Consider the following 17670-nt stretch of genomic DNA (forward strand, 5'->3'; position numbering starts at 1 on the left):
AGGTCCGCGTGGAACTGCTTTTCGTTCGCTACCCGTACAGCGCCTCGACCAGCCCGAAAGTGACGTATATCTCGACGAACGCGGCGACGGCGAGGACCACCCAGGCCGCCGCAACGAACCCGGCGGTCCGCCGCCACTCGTCGCCGGACATGACGGTGGAGCGTCGGCCAGCGATCCTTGCACCGGCCCGCGCGACGACGCGGAACGCGACCGCGCTGGCGGCAAACAGCGCGGGGAGTTCGAGGATCCCGTGGGGGGCAATGGCGAGGACGACGAAGCCGATACCCTCGTTGCCCGCCGCAAGCGCGCCGACGTAGCCGAGGAGGACACCGTTGACCACCAGACCGAGAACCGTGATCAGGCCAAGCGAAAGTGCGCCGACGAGAAAGACGAGAAACGCCCGCGTGTTGTTCACGAGGATGAACGAGACGGTCGGCTCCGCGGGAAACACCTGTTGGAGAGAGTCCAGTTCGAGTTCGGCCAAGAGGTCGACGCCGCGAGCGACCAGCCCGACGCCCACGACGGTCCCGAGGAGGAACAGGCCGACCGAGACCAGTAGATACCGACGGTGTTCTCGAAGCGCCAAACTGAGCCACTGGAACTGCATACGAACGACGACGGAGCCCGGGAAAATAAACCCCGGTCGCACGCGTCCGACGTTCGGTGAGCGAAACGGCCGACGCGGACCCGGTAGATTGACGCCACAGGACCGGAAACCCCACGGTATGACCACCATGCTGGTCTCGGACGGGTCAGTGCTCCGTCCAGATATGACAGTGAGGCGCGCGGACGTACTCGTCGACCGGGATGCCGGTGAAATACTGGCGGTGGGCGAGGATGTCGGCGAGGACCCCGACGACCGACTCGACGCGAGCGGCGGCCTCGTGATCCCGGGCCTGGTGAACGCTCACACGCACGTCTCGATGACGCTCCTCCGCGGGTACGCCGACGATAAACCGCTCGACGCCTGGCTGCAGGAAGACATCTGGCCGGTCGAGGGTGCCCTTCAGGCCGAGGACATCCGCGCCGGGGCGGATCTCGGCATCGTAGAGATGATCAGGTCCGGGACGACCGCCTTCGGCGACATGTACTTCGAAGTCCCGGAGATAGTCGACGCCGTCGACGAGTCGGGAATGCGCGCTCTGGTCGGCCACGGCGTGGTCACGGTGGGAAAGGACGAGGAGGTCGCCATCGCGGATTTCGAGGAGTGTCTGGACGTCGCCGAGGAGTACAACGGTGCGGCGGACGGCCGCGTTTCGACGGCCGTGATGCCCCACAGTCTGACGACGGTCGCCGACGAGTATCTGTCCGAGTACACCGACCGCGCCCGCGAGTCCGGAATTCCGCTCCACTACCACGCCAACGAGACGACTGACGAGGTCGACCCTATCGTCGAGGAGCGGGGAGAGCGACCGCTCGCCTACGCCGACGACCGCGGGATGCTCGGGCCGGAGGACTTCGTCGCCCACGGCGTCCACGTCGACGGGACGGAGATCGAACTGTTGGCGGAGCGGGGAACCGCCGTTGTCCACTGCCCGGCGTCGAACATGAAACTCGCCAGCGGGATAGCGCCCGTCCAGCGCATGGTCGACGCGGGGGTCACGGTCGCCCTCGGCACGGACGGCGCGGCCTCGAACAACGACCTCGACCTCTTCGACGAAATGCGCGACGCCGCGATGGTCGGGAAACTCGCCACTGACGACGCGAGCGCGGTGCCCGCAGAGCGGGTCGTCGAGATGGCGACCCGGGGCGGCGCGGCCGCGCTCGGCATCGACAGCGGCCGGATCGAGGCCGGCGCGAACGCCGATCTCGCGGTCGTGGACCTCTCGGCACCGCATCTGACGCCGCACCACGACCTCGTGAGCCACCTCGCGTACGCCGCGTCCGGCAGCGACGTTCGACACACGGTCTGTGACGGCGAGGTGCTCATGCGGGACCGCGACGTGCTGACCGTCGACGAGACGGCAGTCGTAGAACGGGCCGAGCGGCGAGCGTCCGCCCTCGTCGAGCGCGCAACGGAGTAAGCTGGCCGAGTCCGCCGTCCGTTTTCCGACTCATAGGGCCTGTTGGATGCCAGTTCAGTAGTTCGGCGGGCCGCGTCGGCGACTACCGGGACACAGTTACCACCGCCCCTATCAGTCCGCCTCGACCCGCGGGTCCAGAGAGAGGTGTGCGAGGTCCTGAACGAGGCTACCGACGATACCCGCGAAGGCGGTGACTATCGCGACGCCGATGATGAGCGCCATGTCGCGGTCGTTGATCGCCCGGAGACCGACGGCACCGATCCCCCCGATCGGGAGGATCTGTTCGAGGACGAAGACGTTCACGACGAGGACGCCCAGCAGTTCGACGAAAAACAGCGAGAACAGCGGGAGCGCCGCGTTCCGGAGGACGTGGCGGCCAACGCGGACGTTCGAGGCGCCTTTCGCGCGGACAAGCTTGACGAACTCCCTGTTGACGTACTCGTTCGACTCCGCCCGCGCGTACCGGAGCTGGGCGGCCATGAGACTCGTTCCCAGGATGCCGGCTGGCAAGACGATCGTTTGGAACTCGGGGATAGAAGACAGCGCGTCGCCGACAAACCGCGGCGCGACCATCGGTATCACGAGCGCCCACCAGAAGTTCGGGACGCCGTACGCGAGCGAGAGCCCGCCGGTCGAGAAGCGCTCGATGACCGTCCCGTCGTTCATCGCTGAGAACACGCCGAGTCCGACACCCCCAACGAGTGCGAACAGCATCGCCGGCAGGACGTACGCGATTGTCGCGGGAAGCGTTCGCTGTATCACGTCCGTGACGGGCGCGTTCTGCGTGGTCGAATACCCCCAGTCTAACGTCGCGATGCCGACCACCCAGCGGACGTATCGCTCCGTGATCGGGTCGTCCAGGTTGTTCCGTTCCCGGTAGTCGCTGAGGGCCTCCTCGACCGCTTCTTCTTCCTGACCCGGACTCGCCTCCTCGGTGGCTTGATGGGCGACCTGAGCCTCGTTCGGGTCCTCAGTCAACGCGACGAGGCCGAACGTAACCGACACGACGAGATACATGGCGAACGCTGCAAAGAGGACTCGTTTGGTGACGTGTTTCCAGGGCGGCATTGTGGAGGGCTCTGACAGATCGAGTGTGAGGGAGAGAATACAAAAAATTAATGAATGATTCGTGGGGAAATGCTAACATAACCATAGTAACCGCATAACTGCCGCCAGAACCCGAAATTACCCACGATGACCCCCCTCCACAGTAAACACCCGAACGCCGTCCAGTCGTCCGCCATCCAACTGTACTCCGGCCAGTCGTTCGCCATCCAACTGTACTCGGTCCGGTCGTTCGCTATCCAACAACGCGCGTTTCGATCAGGCGCTACTCGGCCGTTTTCTGCTCGGTCTCAGGGGTATATCGTCGCATGAGTTCCGAGAACGATTCGCCCCCGATAGAGTCGATCAACTGGGAGAGCCGCGACGGAGGGTGGTCGGTCCCGTGGCAGTTCGTCGGACTGGTCCTCTCGCTCGGTGCCCTCCTGGCGCTCCGCCTGCACTACGGGGAACACGGCGACGCCGTTCTCATGTTCCCGTCCCGACTGACCTGGGTGTACCGGGCGGGCCTCGTCGTGCTCGCGTTCATCGTCGTTCCGCCGCTGGTCCGGGACCCGGCGCGGACTCGCCGCTACTGGGACCGGTTCGCGTCCAACAGGGTCGCCGTCGTCTGTCTCGGCTATCTCGCTGTCGTGGTCAGTCTCGCACTGTTGGCCCCGATACTGGTCGAGCGGGCGCAACTCAACCTGTACATCGAACACCAGCCACCGGCGTTCATCACTGCACCGGCCGGGGACGACTGCGTCGGGCCGGTCGTCACGTCCGGCGGCGAGGAGTTCTGTCGAGGGACGCTTAACTACCCGCTCGGTACGGCTCATCGGGGATACAGCATGCACACGCTCCTCCTCTGGGGCCTGCGGACGAGCCTGCAGATGGCCGTGATCGCCACGGTGATCATGGTGCCGCTCGCCACGGCCGTCGGCGTCGTCGCGGGCTACGTCGGCGGGTGGGTCGACACCCTACTGATGGGGTACGTCGACGTCCAGCAGTCGGTTCCGGCCTTCGTCATCTACGTGATCCTGATCTTCATTTACGGGCGGAGTTTGCTGTTGCTCGCCGTCGTGTTCAGTCTGTTAAGCTGGGGAAGCATGGCCCGACTCGTTCGGAGCGAAACGTTACAGCGACGAGAGGAGGGGTACATCGAGGCGGCCAGAAGCGCCGGCGTCGGCCATCTCACCGTCCTCCGACGACACGTTCTCCCGAACGTGTCGAACACGGTGCTGGTTGGCGCTACCCAGAAGGTACCGCAACTGATCCTGATCGAGGCGGCGATCACGTTTCTCAGCCTCGGCGACATCGGACGGTGGTACCCATCGTTCGGCCAGACGATCCGCAACGGGTTCAGGACGGCAGGCGGGATGCTGTCGGCACCGCCGCCGATGGCGAAGTGGTGGGTCTGGCTGTTCCCGGTCGTTCTGCTCTCCTCGACCGTGATTGCGCTCAACGTCGTCGGGGACACGCTTCGAGACGTTCTCGACCCGCGGGGTGAGACGTAGATGGCCCCGCTGCTCTCGGTGTCTGACCTTTCGGTCACCTTCGACACCGACCGCGGCACCGTCACGGCCCTCGACGGGTTCGACGTGGACGTTCGCCGAGGGGAGACGGTCTGTCTGGTCGGCGAGAGCGGGTCCGGGAAAACCGTCGCTTGCGAGTCGTTCACTCGCCTCGTTCCGTCGCCGCCGGCGACGCTGGACGGGACGATCCGGTTCGACGGGCAGGACCTGCTGGCCGCGTCCGAGCGCGAACTCCGGTCGGTCAGAGGCAACCGTATCGCCCACGTGTTCCAGAACCCACAGGGCGCGCTCGACCCGGTATACACCATCGGACAGCAACTCGTCGAGTCGATCCGGATTCACCGCGATGTGTCCCGGTCGGACGCGCGGCGACGCGCGGTGCGCCTGCTCGACCGGGTGGGGATCCCGAACCCGGCGGAGCGGGTCGACGAGTACCCCCACGAGTTCTCCGGCGGCATGAAACAGCGGGCCGTCATCGCGATGGCGCTCGCGTCGGACCCCGACGTGCTGGTCGCCGACGAACCGACGACGGCGGTAGACGTGACGACGCAGGCCGGCATCCTACGACTGCTCCAGGACCTCCAGGACGAACACGGGATGGCTATCGTGTTCGTCACACACGACCTCGGCGTCGTCGCTCAGATCGCGGACCGGGTCGTCGTACTCTACGCCGGGAAGGTGATGGAGCGAGGCGACGTCGTCGACATCTTCGACCGTCCGGCACACCCGTACACCCGCGCGTTGCTTGACTGTCTCCCGCGGCGCGGCCGGGATTCGAAACCGATCGACGGGTCGTTCCCGGACCCGACGGACCCGCCGTCCGGATGCCGGTTCCATCCGCGCTGCCCGCACGCAGTCGAGGAGTGCAGTACGGACGGACAGCCCCCTCTGGAAGCGGTTGACGGGGAAGACCACACGGCGTCGTGCGTGTACTACGGCGACGGGCGCGACCCGTCCGTGCTCCGAGAGGACGCGAGCGAGTCGGATACGATGGACGGAGCCGATCTGGACGGGGAGCGCGACGCGGGGTCGACGGGCGAGGCGTCGTCGCTGGGGGTGAGCGACGATGAGTGACGCCACCGACTCGTCGGCGCTTCTGTCCGTCCGCGGCCTCGAAAAACACTACCCCGTCCGGAGCGGGTGGTTGAACCGCGAGACGAGTCGCGTCCGGGCGGTAGACGGCGTCTCCTTCGACCTCCGGCGCGGGGAGACGCTCGGACTGGTCGGCGAATCCGGCTGCGGCAAGTCGACGGTCGCGCGGACGGTGCTGTCGCTCGAATCCCCCACGGCTGGATCGGTGACGGTCGCCGGGCAAGACATCGCAGACCAATCTCGAACCCAGCGAAAGCGCTTCAGACGGCGGGTCCAGATAGTGTTTCAGGACCCCGGTTCGAGTTTCGACCCGCGAATGACTATCGGCGAGTCCGTCGCCGAACCGATGGTCGCTCACGGCCTCGACGACGCGGATCGGCGGCGCGAGCGCGTCGAATCGCTGCTGGAAGTCGTCGGCCTCGCCGCGGACGACCGCGAGCGCTACCCGCACGAACTGTCCGGCGGGCAGAAACAGCGGGCCGCACTCGCCCGGGCGCTGTCGCTGAACCCGGACGTACTCGTACTGGACGAACCCGTGAGCGCACTCGACGTTTCCGTTCAGGCGGAGATACTCGCTCTGGTTCAGGACCTTCAGGAAGCCTTCGACCTCGCCATCTTGCTCATCAGCCACGACATGAGCGTCGTCGAGCGACTCTGCGACCGGGTCGCGGTGATGTATCTGGGCGAACTCGTCGAACGCGGTCCGACGGAGAGCCTGTTCGACGACCCGAAACACCCCTACACGCGCGCGCTCCTCGCGGCGATTCCCGACCCTGACCCACACGAGCAACTCGGAGACGCCGAACTGGACGGCGAGGTTCCCGACCCCGCCTCGCCGCCCGACGGCTGCCGCTTCCACACGCGCTGTCAGGCAGTCATCCCGCCCGACGACCTCGATATCGACCAGTCGACCTTCCAGTCGGTGTTCGCGCTCCGCGTCGGCCTCCGGAACGGCGACATCGGCCTCGAATCGGTCCGCGAGCGCCTCGGCGGCGACGACGAAACACCGTCCCCGGCCGCAGTCGCGGCGGCCGTTCGCGAGGAGTACGGCGTGGCGCAGGAACTCGCCGACGAACGGGCGGAGCGGTCGCTATCGGAGGCGCTCACGGCGTTCGCCGACGGCGATGCGAGCGCCGCGTCGGAGCGGCTCGCGGAGACGTTTCCGAGCGTCTGCGAGCGTGAGCGACCGGCGCAGCACAGATCCGACGGCTGCGCCGTCACGTGTCACCGCTACCGGCCGGACGACTCGTCGAACACGAACCGAAGCGAGTGAGCCGTACTGTCGGACAGGGCGATGAGGACTGTCCACACAAAGAGGTCGAACCTCGTCACACAGGTCCGTCCGACAGTATCAGACGCGTGCTGTGCGGTGACGACGGCACCGTAATTCGCACACCCTGAAACGGGGACGACCGCCCCACTACCGCCCAATTAGTCGGATTTTAAACTCACAGATATGTTTTTAAACGCTCTAAAACGTTCTGTCCCCCTCTATCGAGTTATTGAACGAACTGAACGGGAAACGGGGTTTATGCGCAGTACCGGTCATTCTCGGAGTGAAATGAGTCAGATACGAAAGCTATCGGCGCTCGCGGTCGGCGTCGCGCTGGTGGTATCGATGGTCGCACCCGCTATGGCTGCGGGCGGAGTCGCGGCCGCGGCGAACACGGATCTCTCCGTCGATGTCGCGCAAAACAGCGATGGCACAGCTACCGTGACCGTCACGGGAGACGACGTGGATAACGGAACGGTGTCGGTCGCAGTCACCGACGACAACGCCACGTACGGCGGAGCGGGCGACTACGGGATCACGAACGGGACAGTCGAGTTGCCGGCCCCGTCCGAGACGGTGAACGTCAGCGTCACGGCCACCGTCGACGACACGTCCGCGTCTACCGAGGCGACGCTCGTCGCTGGCGGGGATGACGAACAGGGGTACGAGCAGAAGAACTTCGGCCTCTACCTGACGAGCTTCATGGGGGAGCTAAACAGCAGTGACACCGACGGCCCGCGCGGACTCCTGATCGCCGACTTCGTCGTGTCGAACAACCCCAGTAACGCGCCCGGTCAGACGGGTCCGCCGAGCCACGCGGGTCCGGACGGCGACAACGAAACTGAACGCGGCCCGCCCGAGGACCGCGGTCCCGACGAGAACGAAACGGAACGCGGCCCGCCTGAAGACCGCGGCCCCGACGGTGACGACAACGAAACGGAGCGAGGCCCGCCCGAGGACCGTGGCCCGGACAGTGACGAGAACGAAACGGAACGCGGCCCGCCCGAAGACCGCGGCCCCGACGGTGACGACAACGAAACGGATCAGGGTCCGCCGAGTCACGCTGGTCCGGACGATGACGACGACCGTGGGCCGCCTGCGGACCGCGGTAACGACGAAGATGAAAAAGAGGAGGAAGATGAGGAAGAGGAAGAAGACGAAGAAGACGAAACTGCGGACGGAGCTAACGACGGCGGTCCCGGGAACGGGAACAATGGGAACGGGAACGGCAACGGAAACAACGGGAATGGCAATGGGAACGGCAACGGCAACAACGGGAACGGCAACGGGTCGTAACCGCTCACCGTGACCTGACGCACTCGCACGCGAAACACACATCTGCTTTCGACACCCCGAACGACGCCTCACCCACAGAGTGCGGGCCACCTGCAATACACCAAGACGTAGAACACTGTCATTCCGATTCCCGGCCTATCACACCGCTCTGTTTTTCTCCGAGTACGGCGAGCGGGGGTGAGACTGTGCCGTTCGGCGGCGTGTCGTCGGAACGGTTCGGTAGCGTTTTCCCGCTTCTCGTCCTCGCAGTACACATGACTGACGGCTATCCGGCCATCAGCGAGCAGCTAGACGACGTAGAGACCGCTCGCCAAGAGGGCCGCCGCAAGATGGACTGGGCGCGCCAGCACATGCCGATCCTGGAGTCGCTCCGCGAGGAGTTCGAGACGGAACGACCGCTCGACGGGGAGCGGATCGGTATGGCGATGCACGTCGAAGCGAAAACCGCCGTCCTCGTCGAACTGCTCGCGACTGGCGGGGCAGAGGTCGCCATCACCGGCTGTAATCCGCTGTCGACCCACGACGACGTGAGCGCGGCGCTGGACGCTAACGACTCGATCACCAGCTACGCCAAGCGGGAGGTCGACGACGAGGAGTATTACGCCGCTATCGAGGCGGTCATCGCCCACGAACCGACGCTCACCGTCGACGACGGGATGGACATGGTTGCCGCCATCCACGAGGACTACCCCGAACTCATCGACGGCATCGTCGGCGGGTGCGAGGAGACGACGACGGGCGTCCACCGGCTCCGCGCGATGGACGACGACGGCGAACTGAAATACCCCGTCTTCGCGGTCAACGACACGCCGATGAAACAGCTGTTCGACAACGTCCACGGGACGGGCGAGTCCTCGCTGGCGAACATCGCCATGACGACGAACCTCTCGTGGGCCGGCAAAAACGTCGTCATCTCGGGGCACGGCTACGTCGGCAAGGGCGTCGCGAAGAAGGCCGCCGGCCAGAACGCGAACGTCATCGTCACCGAGGTCGAACCCCGCCGCGCGCTCGAAGCGCACATGGAGGGGTACGACGTCATGCCGATGGCGGAGGCCGCCGAAGTGGGCGACGTGTTCATCACGACGACGGGCAACCGCGACGTGATCACGGGCGAGCATTATCCGAAGATGAAAGACGGCGTCCTGCTCGCAAACGCCGGCCACTTCGACATCGAGATCGATCTCGACGCGCTCTCGGACCTCGCCGTGAGCGAGCGCGAGGCTCGCGACGGCGTCCACGAGTACGAACTGGAGGACGGGACGCGCCTGAACGTCCTTGCGGAAGGGCGTCTGGTCAACCTCGCCAGCCCCATCGCGATGGGTCACCCCGTCGAGGTCATGGACCAGAGCTTCGGGATTCAGGCCGCCTGCGTCCGTGAGATAGTCGCCAATCCGGGAGAGTACGACGCCGGCGTTCACGACGTGCCGGACGACCTGGACCGCGAAGTCGCGGAGATAAAACTCGTTGCCGAAGGCGTCGAGTTCGACAACCTGACAGACGAACAGCGCGAGTACATGGGCTCCTGGCAGCACGGGACGTAGCGCTCCTCGACGAGACGGGCGTTGACTGTTTTACTGCCCGGGACTGCGGCCGAGTGAGATAGCGTCGACGTATCAGGGTTCGTACGCGGTTCCGTCGACGACGATCTCGTCTTCGCGTACCGTGACCGCAGTGCCGTGATATTCGAATTCAACAGTAGTCACGTTCCCGGACCCGAAAAGCCGGTCGAGCGTGTCCAGATCGATCACGTCGTAGAGCGGCGGGTGCAGCGCGACCGGATCGATGTCGACCGCATCGGCCAACGCTTCCACGATCCAGGTACTCGGACGGGGCGGGTCCTCGGACGGACTGGCGTCGAGCATCTCCGGGTAGTTGTCCGGACTCGGGTATCGAACTGTTCACTACGTGTGTAAACGCGCGGCCTCTGCGACACGATACATGTTTTCCGCAAGTCGGATGCAACTCCGATCCGGGGTGTTTCTCTCGAGACTCGTTCTCACCGATTGAGGTTCCTCTAGCCATTAGTCCGAGGAATATTGGTATGGAAATATATATTTACCCGGTGCCATCATAGTTGTTCGACACGAAAAGCGCCCAATGAAAACTGGCTCGTTCCGTATCGCTATCGCGAATGGTATCGGGCCGGGGGTGATAGCCGCTCTCTCGGTCGCCGCGGCCGGAGTCGCAGCTATCGCCGGTTCGCGCCCGGCGCTAGAGGGGGTCCTCATGGTCGGCGGCGTCGCTCTCGCCACCGTGGACGGACCGACTGACGACCTCGAACGCGTGATCGAGGCCGTCGAACGACTCGACGAGGGCGAGTACGACGTGACGGTGACGGCGGAGAGAGACGACGGTGTGGGGGAACTCGCCGACGCCGTCGACGACCTGGCGTCGACGTTGCGAGAGCGTGAACGGACGGAACAGGTGACCGAGAAGTACCACCCGAGGCTGTACCGGATCGCGTCCGACGCGTCGCTCGACGACGAGGTCAAGGTCCGGCGACTGCTCGAACTCGGCTGCGACCACCTCGGCGCGGCGAGCGGGTTCGTCAGTCGGATCGACGGGTCCTCGGGACGATACGAGATACGGACGGTTCACGGGAGTGACCTCGTTAGCGAGGGTTCGGAAACCGACATCTCGAACACGTACTGCCGGGACACCGTCGAGTCGGACGACATCCGCAGCGTGTACAATGCGTCGACTGCGGACGGGATGGACTCCGAGTTCAGTAACGTCGGCTGGTATCTCGGCGGGAAACTGACCGTTCGCGGCGAGGTTTACGGGACACTCTGTTTCGTCGGCCGGGACCCCCGCGACGAACCGTTCACGCCCGCCGAGAAGGCGATCGTCGGCCTCATCTCTCGCTGGACCGGCTACGTGTTCGAAACGCGGGAGCGCGAGCGCCGCTTCGAACAGTACCGGGCCCACACCGGGAAGATACTGGAGGCCGTCGACGACGTGTTCTACGTTCTGGACCGGGACGGACTGCTCAGACAGTGGAACCGGACCCTGAACGAGGTGACGGGGTACACGGACGCGGAACTGGAATCGATGCACTCGCTGGAGTTCTTCGACGATCCCTACGTCGACAGGATACTGTCGGCGATCGAAACGGTGTACGAGGAGGGACACGCGCGGGTGGAGGCACCACTCCTGACGAAAGACGGCGAACAGATACCCTACGAGTTCGTTGCGTCCGAACTGGCGGTCCGCGGCGAGGACACGATCATTGTCGGTATCGGCCGGGACGTGACCGACCGCAAGAAACGAGAACGGAAGCTACGCGAGCGGGAGCGACAGCTCGAACGTCACAGGCAGTACACCGACAAGATCCTGGACACGATCGACGACATGTTTTACGTCTTCGACGAGGACGGGGCCCTCCAGCGGTGGAACGAGAGCCTGTGTCGCGTGACGGGATACTCTCGCGAGGAGGTCGAATCGATGCACGCGCGAGAGTTCTTCGTCGAAGACGACCGAGAGGCGGTTACGGTGGCCATCGGTCGAATAGACGAGATGATAGGCGAGTATCTACGGGCGGATATACTGACGAAAGACGGCGAACAGATACCCTACGAGTTCGTCGCAGCACCGCTCGAAGACCCTCAGGGAGAGAGAGTGATCGCCGGTATCGGTCGAGATGTCACCGAGCAGAAAGAGCGCGAGCGGGAACTGAAACGAACCAAAAACATGCTCCAGCAGTCCCAACACCTCGCTCAGGTCGGCGCCTGGGAATTCGACGTCCGCGACGGCGACACCGACATGGCCTGGACGGACGAGGTGTATCACATCCACGATGTCCCCCCTGAGGAGGATATCAGCGTCGACGACGGGATCGAGTTCTACCGGTCCGAGTACCACCAGCGCGTCCGAGACGCCGTCAGAGACGCGGTAGAGCACGGAGAGGAGTACGACCTGGAGGCGAAGATCGTCACGCGGGAGGGGAACGAACGATGGGTGCGGTCTATCGGCGAACCCGTCTACGAGGACGGCGAGGTAGATCGGGTCCGGGGATCGATTCAGGACATTACCGAGCAGAAAGAGCGCGAACTCGCGCTCAAGTCACTCCACGACGTGGCTCACAGTCTGTTAAACACCGAGACGGAGTCCGAAGTAGCGGGACTGGTCGCCGACGCCGCCGGTGACGTTCTCGACGTCGACGGCATCGCAGTGTACCTCCTCGACGGCGAGAATAGCTGCCTCGACCCGGCCGCGTACACGGACGGGTTCGTCGATGTCTGTGACGGCCCGAGCCCCGTTGACATCGGCGACAACGATTCGCTAGTGTGGGACACGTTCGTCACGCGAACGCAAACTACGCTCGACGACGTCGACCCCGTCGACGAAGCAGTGTGCCCCACTAGCGGGAACGGTCTGTTAGTCCCGCTGGGCGACCACGGCGTGTTCGTCGCTGTGGCGGAGACGACGACTATCGACGACGAGACGCGACGACTCGTCGAAACGCTCGCAGCGACCACGGAAGCAGCATTCGACCGCCTCGAGAGCGAGGCTGCACTCCGGGAACGCGACGCGGAACTCAGCGAGCAGAACCGTCGACTCAGACGGCAGATCGGTATCAACGAGATCATTCGCTCGATCGACCGGACGCTCATCCAGGCCGACAGTCAGGAAGCGATCGAAGAGACGGTGTGTGAGCGACTAGTCGATGCGGAGAACATCTCTTTCGCCTGGATCGGCGGTTTCGAGAGCGGACGGACGGAACTCACCCCGCGAGCGTGGGCCGGGTCCGCTCCAGAGTATCTGAACGCCCTTTCGCTCCGACAGGACGACGCGGAACCGTCCGTCGCTGCCGCGCTGTCTGGCAAGTCGACGATCGTCGGCAGCGTCGTCGAACAGCTGAAAGCGGAGGACTGGCGAAAGCACGCGCTGGCCGCGGACCTGCACTCTGTCGTCAGCGTCCCGCTTTCGTTCGGCCAGTACGACCACGGCGTTCTGACGGTGTACGCGGACGAGCCGAACGCGTTCTGCGACCTGGAGCGGACGGTGTTCGAGGAGTTGGGGCGCAACATCGCCAACTCGATCAACGCCGCAAAGACGCGGCGAGCGCTGCACGCCGACACCCTCCTCGAACTCACGCTTCGAGTGGACGCCCTCGACGAGTTCCTCTCGAAGGTGGCGAGAGAAACCGGATGTCAGGTCGAGTACGAAGGGCTCGGCGCGAACACGCCCGACCAGACGCAACTGTTCTTCGAGACCATCGGCGCGGACCCGGAAACCGTCGAGACGTTACTCGACGACCTCGTCTCCGTACAGACGTATCGGCTGGTGAGCGAAACAGCAGACCGCTGTCGGTTCGAGGCGACCATCGCAAGTGACGCGCTGGCGGCGAAACTCGTTAGACGCGGGGGGCGCCCCCGGACGATACGGGCGGACGGAACGGAACTCGAAGTCGTCGTCGACGTACCGCCCGCGACTTCGGTCCGCGAGTTCGTCGGGGCGCTCGAAGACGACTACCGGAGCGTCGAACTCGTCGCCCGCCACGATGTCCAGCGCGCGCTCAAGACCAGACGGGACGTGGTGACGGCGCTGTTCGAGGGGATGACCGACAGGCAACTCGAAGTGATTCGGACCGCCTACTTCGCCGGCTTCTTCGACTGGCCGCGAGAGAGCACCGGCGAGGAGGTCGCCGAGATGCTCGACATCACCCAGCCGACGGTCAACCGCCACCTCCGCGTCGGCCAGCAGCGGATCCTGTCGCAACTGTTCGAGAACGGGCGCGACGGAGACGACGAATGAGTGGTCGCGACCGACCCGGGGGAACGGGGAATTTTGGCCCAGTGGTCAGACGGTACGCAGCGGTCAGTCCAACGGCGTCGCCCTCGCCCTGACCCGGTCGAACGCATCGGTCGCCCACTCGACGATTGAGCGGTGTTCGCCGCGGTCCGCCCGGAGAGTAGAGTTGGGACGCATGGTTCCGTCGTACCCGCCGACGAAGACGTGTTCGTCGAGGAGCGCGATTCCGTACTCCGGGACCGAGTCGGCGACGTAGAGATCAGCCGTCGGCGACGCCAGCAGGAGGTCGAACGCGTCTCGGTGGGTATCCCGGAACGTCTCGATGGCGGCGGCGTCGGTGACGAACTCGAACGGGACGGCGTCGCTCTGAAGGTCCGTGACTGCGGAGACGTACACCGGATTAATGACGGGGACGAACCCACGGACACGGCCCGTCCCGTCGAGGTGTTCTCGGACCCGTGAGACTGGGCGGAACGGGTCGGCCTCCGTCGCGACGGTTATCTCGGCGGCCGCGAGCGCCGACGGCGCGACCGGCGGCGACACGGGGAGGTCTCGGAGGAAAGCGCCGACATCGGTCGCGGCCCCGACCGGTTCGATGGCGTCCTCGACGCCCGAGAGTACGAGTTCCCCGGCGGGTGTGAGTCCGTACGCGTCGGCTGCAGCGTCGTGGTCGATCCAGTGACGGTCGGTCAGTTCGACGAGGTTTCGCCGGAGCGTCGTCCGCGGGACGTCGAGTCGGCGCTTGAGGTCGTCGCTGGTCCGGTCGCCGTCGGCGAGCGTCCGGAGGATCCGGACGCGGACCGACGAGCCGGCGGCGAACTGGAGCGATTCGAGCCGGCGCTCTAACGTCTCGTCAGCCGACTCTCGGGTCATGTCGGCCACTGCGAGCGGTTCCGACTTAGGCGTTCCCCACCGCGTCGACCGCAAACGGCGTCCGCCGACCGAATCAGTCCGCCGTCCACACCGCGAACACGTTCACGCCGTGAACGTGGCCGCCGGATACATTCATCTGGGCTGCACCCCGTCCCACGGACATGGAATACGACGCGATACTGTTCGACCACGACGGCGTTCTCGTCGAGGGGCCGTCGCGAGAATCGATCGTTCGGGCGGGCCGCGAGACGCTTCGGAGTTTCGCCGTCGACGTCCCCGCGTCGAACCACCTCGACACGCTCAAGTCCGGCGACGTAAGCGAGATCGCGCGGTTCTGCCGGGACCACGGCATCGACACGATGGAGTTCTGTTACCGGGCGGCCCGTAACTCCGCACGCGAACAGTACCGAGAGCTCGAATCGGGCGCCAGAACCGCGTACGCGGACGTCAGCGCGCTTCGGTCGCTCGATGTTCCGCTGGGCGTCGTTAGCGACAACCAGCCGGCCGTCGTCGAACAGTTCCTCCGGAGCGTCGGCCTCTACGACCTGTTCGATACTATCCGCGGATGCACGTACGACCCGTGGGGTATCGAGCGGCAGAAACCGGATCCCTACCACATCGAAACTGCGCTCGACGAACTCGACGCCGACGCGGCGGCGTACGTCGGCGACAGGGGAGTCGACATCGCGGCCGCCAACCGCGCGGGCGTCGACGCCGTGCTCGTCGACAGGGATGGCGACGCGCCGGACGCACCCGCCGCGACGGCGCGCATCGAGAGCGTCGCGGAGCTACCGGACGCGCTCCGCTGACAGCCAACCTCGTCGGCAAGGAGGGTCTTCGTTCTGGGGTGCTTTGAAACGATATCGCCACACCGATCGAGTACCAGATATCACATACGGGTCGGTGATGTCTCCCGCGAAACGGTGACAACTCCTTTAAGCACCTGGCGACGATACGTCTCGTCGATGTCGAACGCGAAGGGTGACCGGCGGGAGCGGGAACTCGTGAACGAACTGGACGAGTCGGGGTTCGCGGTGATGCGCGCGCCCGCGAGCGGGAGCGCCACTGAGCGCGAACTCCCGGACGTGTTAGCCGGCGACGGTGGCAGCTTCTACGCTATCGAGGCGAAGTCCAGCGCCGGCGACCCGATCTACCTCACCGGCGAAGAGGTGGAGGCGCTGGTGTATTTCTCGCAGAACTTCGGAGCGAAGCCCCGGGTCGGCATCCGGTTCGACCGCGAGGACTGGTACTTCTTCCACCCGGGCGACCTGTACAAGACCGACGGCGGGAACTACCGCGTGAAAAAGGAGACGGCGCTCGCGGACGGAACCGACTTCGCGGAGTTCACCGGCCAGTCCGAGAAGGTCACTCTGGACGAAGTCGGCGAGACTGACGGCCCGGACCAGCGGGTAGTCGACGTGTTAGAGGCCGTCAAGCGCGGCGATATGTCGGTCGAGGAGGCCGCGGCGATGTTGGAGTAGCGGACCGGAGTCGAACGCCGCTTCGGCCGCAGGTCGTCGCGAACGACCCGATCCGGCGGAGTGCGAAACCGGTTAGTCGGTCGCGCTCAGGACGACGTGGTCGGCCCCCGTCCGAAGCCGTTCTATCGCGTCGAACCGAGAGAGGTGGTCGCGGAGGTCGAGTTCGCGGTGATGCACTATCGCGAGTTCGCCGCCGGGCGCGAGAACGTCACGTGCGCCGTCGAGGAGTTCGGAGAGCACGCCAGCGCCGGCGTGCGTCGGTGGGTTACAGAGAACCCGATCGAACGTCCGGTCAGCGACGCCCGCAACGCAGTCAGCGGTTACCACGGTCCCGTCGACGCCGGACGCCTGAAGGCTCTCTTCCGCACACGTCGTCGCTACTCGGTCATCGTCGCTGAGCCACACCTCGCAGTCCGCAACTCGCCCGGCGTACGTCCCGATAGCTCCGTATCCACAGCAGAGATCGAGCACTGTTTCGTCGTCTTCGATACTCGTCGTCTCCAGCAGGAGACGCGTCCCGTCGTCCAGTCCGGAGGCCGAAAACAGACCCGGAACGGTCACCAGCGAGAGAGTTGTCTCGTCAATCTCCGGCCGTATCGACCGCGGCGATACGTGCGATGGCGGGTCGAACGACCCAGGTCGAGTCGCTTCGAGGAGAGCGACCCCGTCGCGCTCGGAGAGCCGTTCGACGGACGCGGCTGTCTGATGCAGCCAGTCCTCGTAGCGCGTGAGCCCGGTTTGTTTCGACGCCGCCAGATAGAGACTCCCGCCGGGTCGCAACACCGAGAGGGAGTCGGCGATCCGCTGCATTCCAACCGAAATCGGGGTGTAGGGCTTCGGAGCGTACGCGACCGTGTCGAACGACTCGTCGAGCGCAGAGATATCGGCCACGAGCGCGGTCGTGGCGTCGACGCTGTTTCTGCGTGCGTTTCGGTCACAGAGCCGCACCGCACGGGCGCTTGACTCCACCATTCGGACGGACGAGGCGCGGTCGGCGAGGACGATACCGACGACCCCGTAGTTGGATTCTAGGGTCAGCAGGCGGCCGAGGTCGGCGTCCCAGAGGGATTCTAAAAGCAGGAGTTCGGCCGTCCGGAACGAGCGTTTCGAGCAGACGCCGTCCGCGGTGTCGAAGCGATAGGTCGGACGAGCGCCCGGAACGCGCGATTCGAGGACTAACTCGCGAGAAGCGCTCGTCATGGCGATCCTCCGGCCGGGTCCGGAAACCCGCGAAAACAGCGGGCGGTCGTTTGGTGGACGGGCAGGCGTCGCTGTCGGCTGTACGTCGGCTTCGTCGGTGT

Annotated in this window: 14 protein-coding genes; 9 read left to right on the forward strand and 5 right to left on the reverse strand. The window is 65.2% G+C overall.

The window, feature by feature from the left end; all coding sequences use genetic code 11:
• Positions 1–28: 28 nt before the first annotated feature.
• Positions 29–607, reverse strand: a complete 579-nt coding sequence (locus EYW42_RS17360) for a stage II sporulation protein M (protein ID WP_161972975.1) — start codon at positions 605–607, stop codon at positions 29–31.
• A 118-nt stretch (positions 608–725) separates the two neighbouring features.
• Between EYW42_RS17360 and EYW42_RS17365 the strand changes: the two genes are divergently transcribed.
• Complete coding sequence (locus EYW42_RS17365) at positions 726–2024, forward strand: amidohydrolase (protein ID WP_135536719.1); 1299 nt, start codon at positions 726–728, stop codon at positions 2022–2024.
• A 111-nt stretch (positions 2025–2135) separates the two neighbouring features.
• On the opposite strand, the gene EYW42_RS17370 is transcribed toward EYW42_RS17365, so the two are convergent.
• Positions 2136–3092 (reverse strand): ABC transporter permease, encoded by a 957-nt coding sequence (locus EYW42_RS17370; protein ID WP_135536720.1) that lies wholly within the window; start codon positions 3090–3092, stop codon positions 2136–2138.
• 305 nt (positions 3093–3397) lie between these two features.
• On the opposite strand from EYW42_RS17370, the gene EYW42_RS17375 reads away from it, so the two are divergent.
• The 5 genes from EYW42_RS17375 to EYW42_RS17395 all read left to right on the forward strand — a co-directional run bounded on the left by EYW42_RS17375 (position 3398) and on the right by EYW42_RS17395 (position 9802).
• On the forward strand, positions 3398–4582 hold the full coding sequence (locus EYW42_RS17375) for an ABC transporter permease (RefSeq protein WP_135536721.1): 1185 nt from the start codon (positions 3398–3400) through the stop codon (positions 4580–4582).
• Positions 4583–5674, forward strand: a complete 1092-nt coding sequence (locus EYW42_RS17380; RefSeq protein ID WP_135536722.1) for an ABC transporter ATP-binding protein — start codon at positions 4583–4585, stop codon at positions 5672–5674.
• Positions 5667–6965 (forward strand): ABC transporter ATP-binding protein, encoded by a 1299-nt coding sequence (locus tag EYW42_RS17385; protein WP_135536723.1) that lies wholly within the window; start codon positions 5667–5669, stop codon positions 6963–6965. The genes EYW42_RS17380 and EYW42_RS17385 overlap by 8 nt, the downstream gene beginning before the upstream one ends.
• 288 nt (positions 6966–7253) lie before the next feature.
• Entirely contained in the window at positions 7254–8261 is a 1008-nt protein-coding gene (locus EYW42_RS19575) for a hypothetical protein (RefSeq protein WP_161972976.1), read from the forward strand.
• A 254-nt stretch (positions 8262–8515) separates the two neighbouring features.
• The gene (locus EYW42_RS17395) at positions 8516–9802 is read left to right on the forward strand and encodes an adenosylhomocysteinase (protein WP_135536724.1); all 1287 of its coding nucleotides are present in this window, start codon (positions 8516–8518) and stop codon (positions 9800–9802) included.
• A gap of 72 nt (positions 9803–9874) precedes the next feature.
• Here EYW42_RS17395 and EYW42_RS17400 read toward each other — a convergent pair whose 3' ends face one another.
• Positions 9875–10123, reverse strand: coding sequence for a HalOD1 output domain-containing protein (locus EYW42_RS17400; RefSeq protein WP_135536725.1), 249 nt, complete (start codon positions 10121–10123; stop codon positions 9875–9877).
• Positions 10124–10358: 235 nt separating this feature from the next.
• Between EYW42_RS17400 and EYW42_RS17405 the strand changes: the two genes are divergently transcribed.
• Positions 10359–14018, forward strand: coding sequence for a PAS domain S-box protein (locus EYW42_RS17405; protein ID WP_135536726.1), 3660 nt, complete (start codon positions 10359–10361; stop codon positions 14016–14018).
• Between the two features lie 63 nt (positions 14019–14081).
• On the opposite strand, the gene EYW42_RS17410 is transcribed toward EYW42_RS17405, so the two are convergent.
• The gene (locus tag EYW42_RS17410) at positions 14082–14888 is read right to left on the reverse strand and encodes a helix-turn-helix transcriptional regulator (RefSeq protein WP_135536727.1); all 807 of its coding nucleotides are present in this window, start codon (positions 14886–14888) and stop codon (positions 14082–14084) included.
• Between the two features lie 161 nt (positions 14889–15049).
• On the opposite strand from EYW42_RS17410, the gene EYW42_RS17415 reads away from it, so the two are divergent.
• Together EYW42_RS17415 and hjc are read left to right on the forward strand one after the other, a co-directional pair.
• Positions 15050–15697: an HAD family hydrolase gene (locus tag EYW42_RS17415; protein WP_135536728.1), complete on the forward strand. Its 648-nt coding sequence runs from the start codon at positions 15050–15052 to the stop codon at positions 15695–15697.
• A gap of 156 nt (positions 15698–15853) precedes the next feature.
• Entirely contained in the window at positions 15854–16369 is a 516-nt protein-coding gene (hjc, locus tag EYW42_RS17420) for a Holliday junction resolvase Hjc (protein ID WP_135536729.1), read from the forward strand.
• 72 nt (positions 16370–16441) lie between these two features.
• On the opposite strand, the gene EYW42_RS17425 is transcribed toward hjc, so the two are convergent.
• Positions 16442–17569, reverse strand: a complete 1128-nt coding sequence (locus EYW42_RS17425) for a methyltransferase (RefSeq protein WP_135536730.1) — start codon at positions 17567–17569, stop codon at positions 16442–16444.
• Between the last annotated feature and the right edge of the window lie 101 nt (positions 17570–17670).

It is taken from the genome of Halostella pelagica (assembly GCF_004762015.1).
GTDB lineage: Archaea > Halobacteriota > Halobacteria > Halobacteriales > Natronoarchaeaceae > Halostella > Halostella pelagica.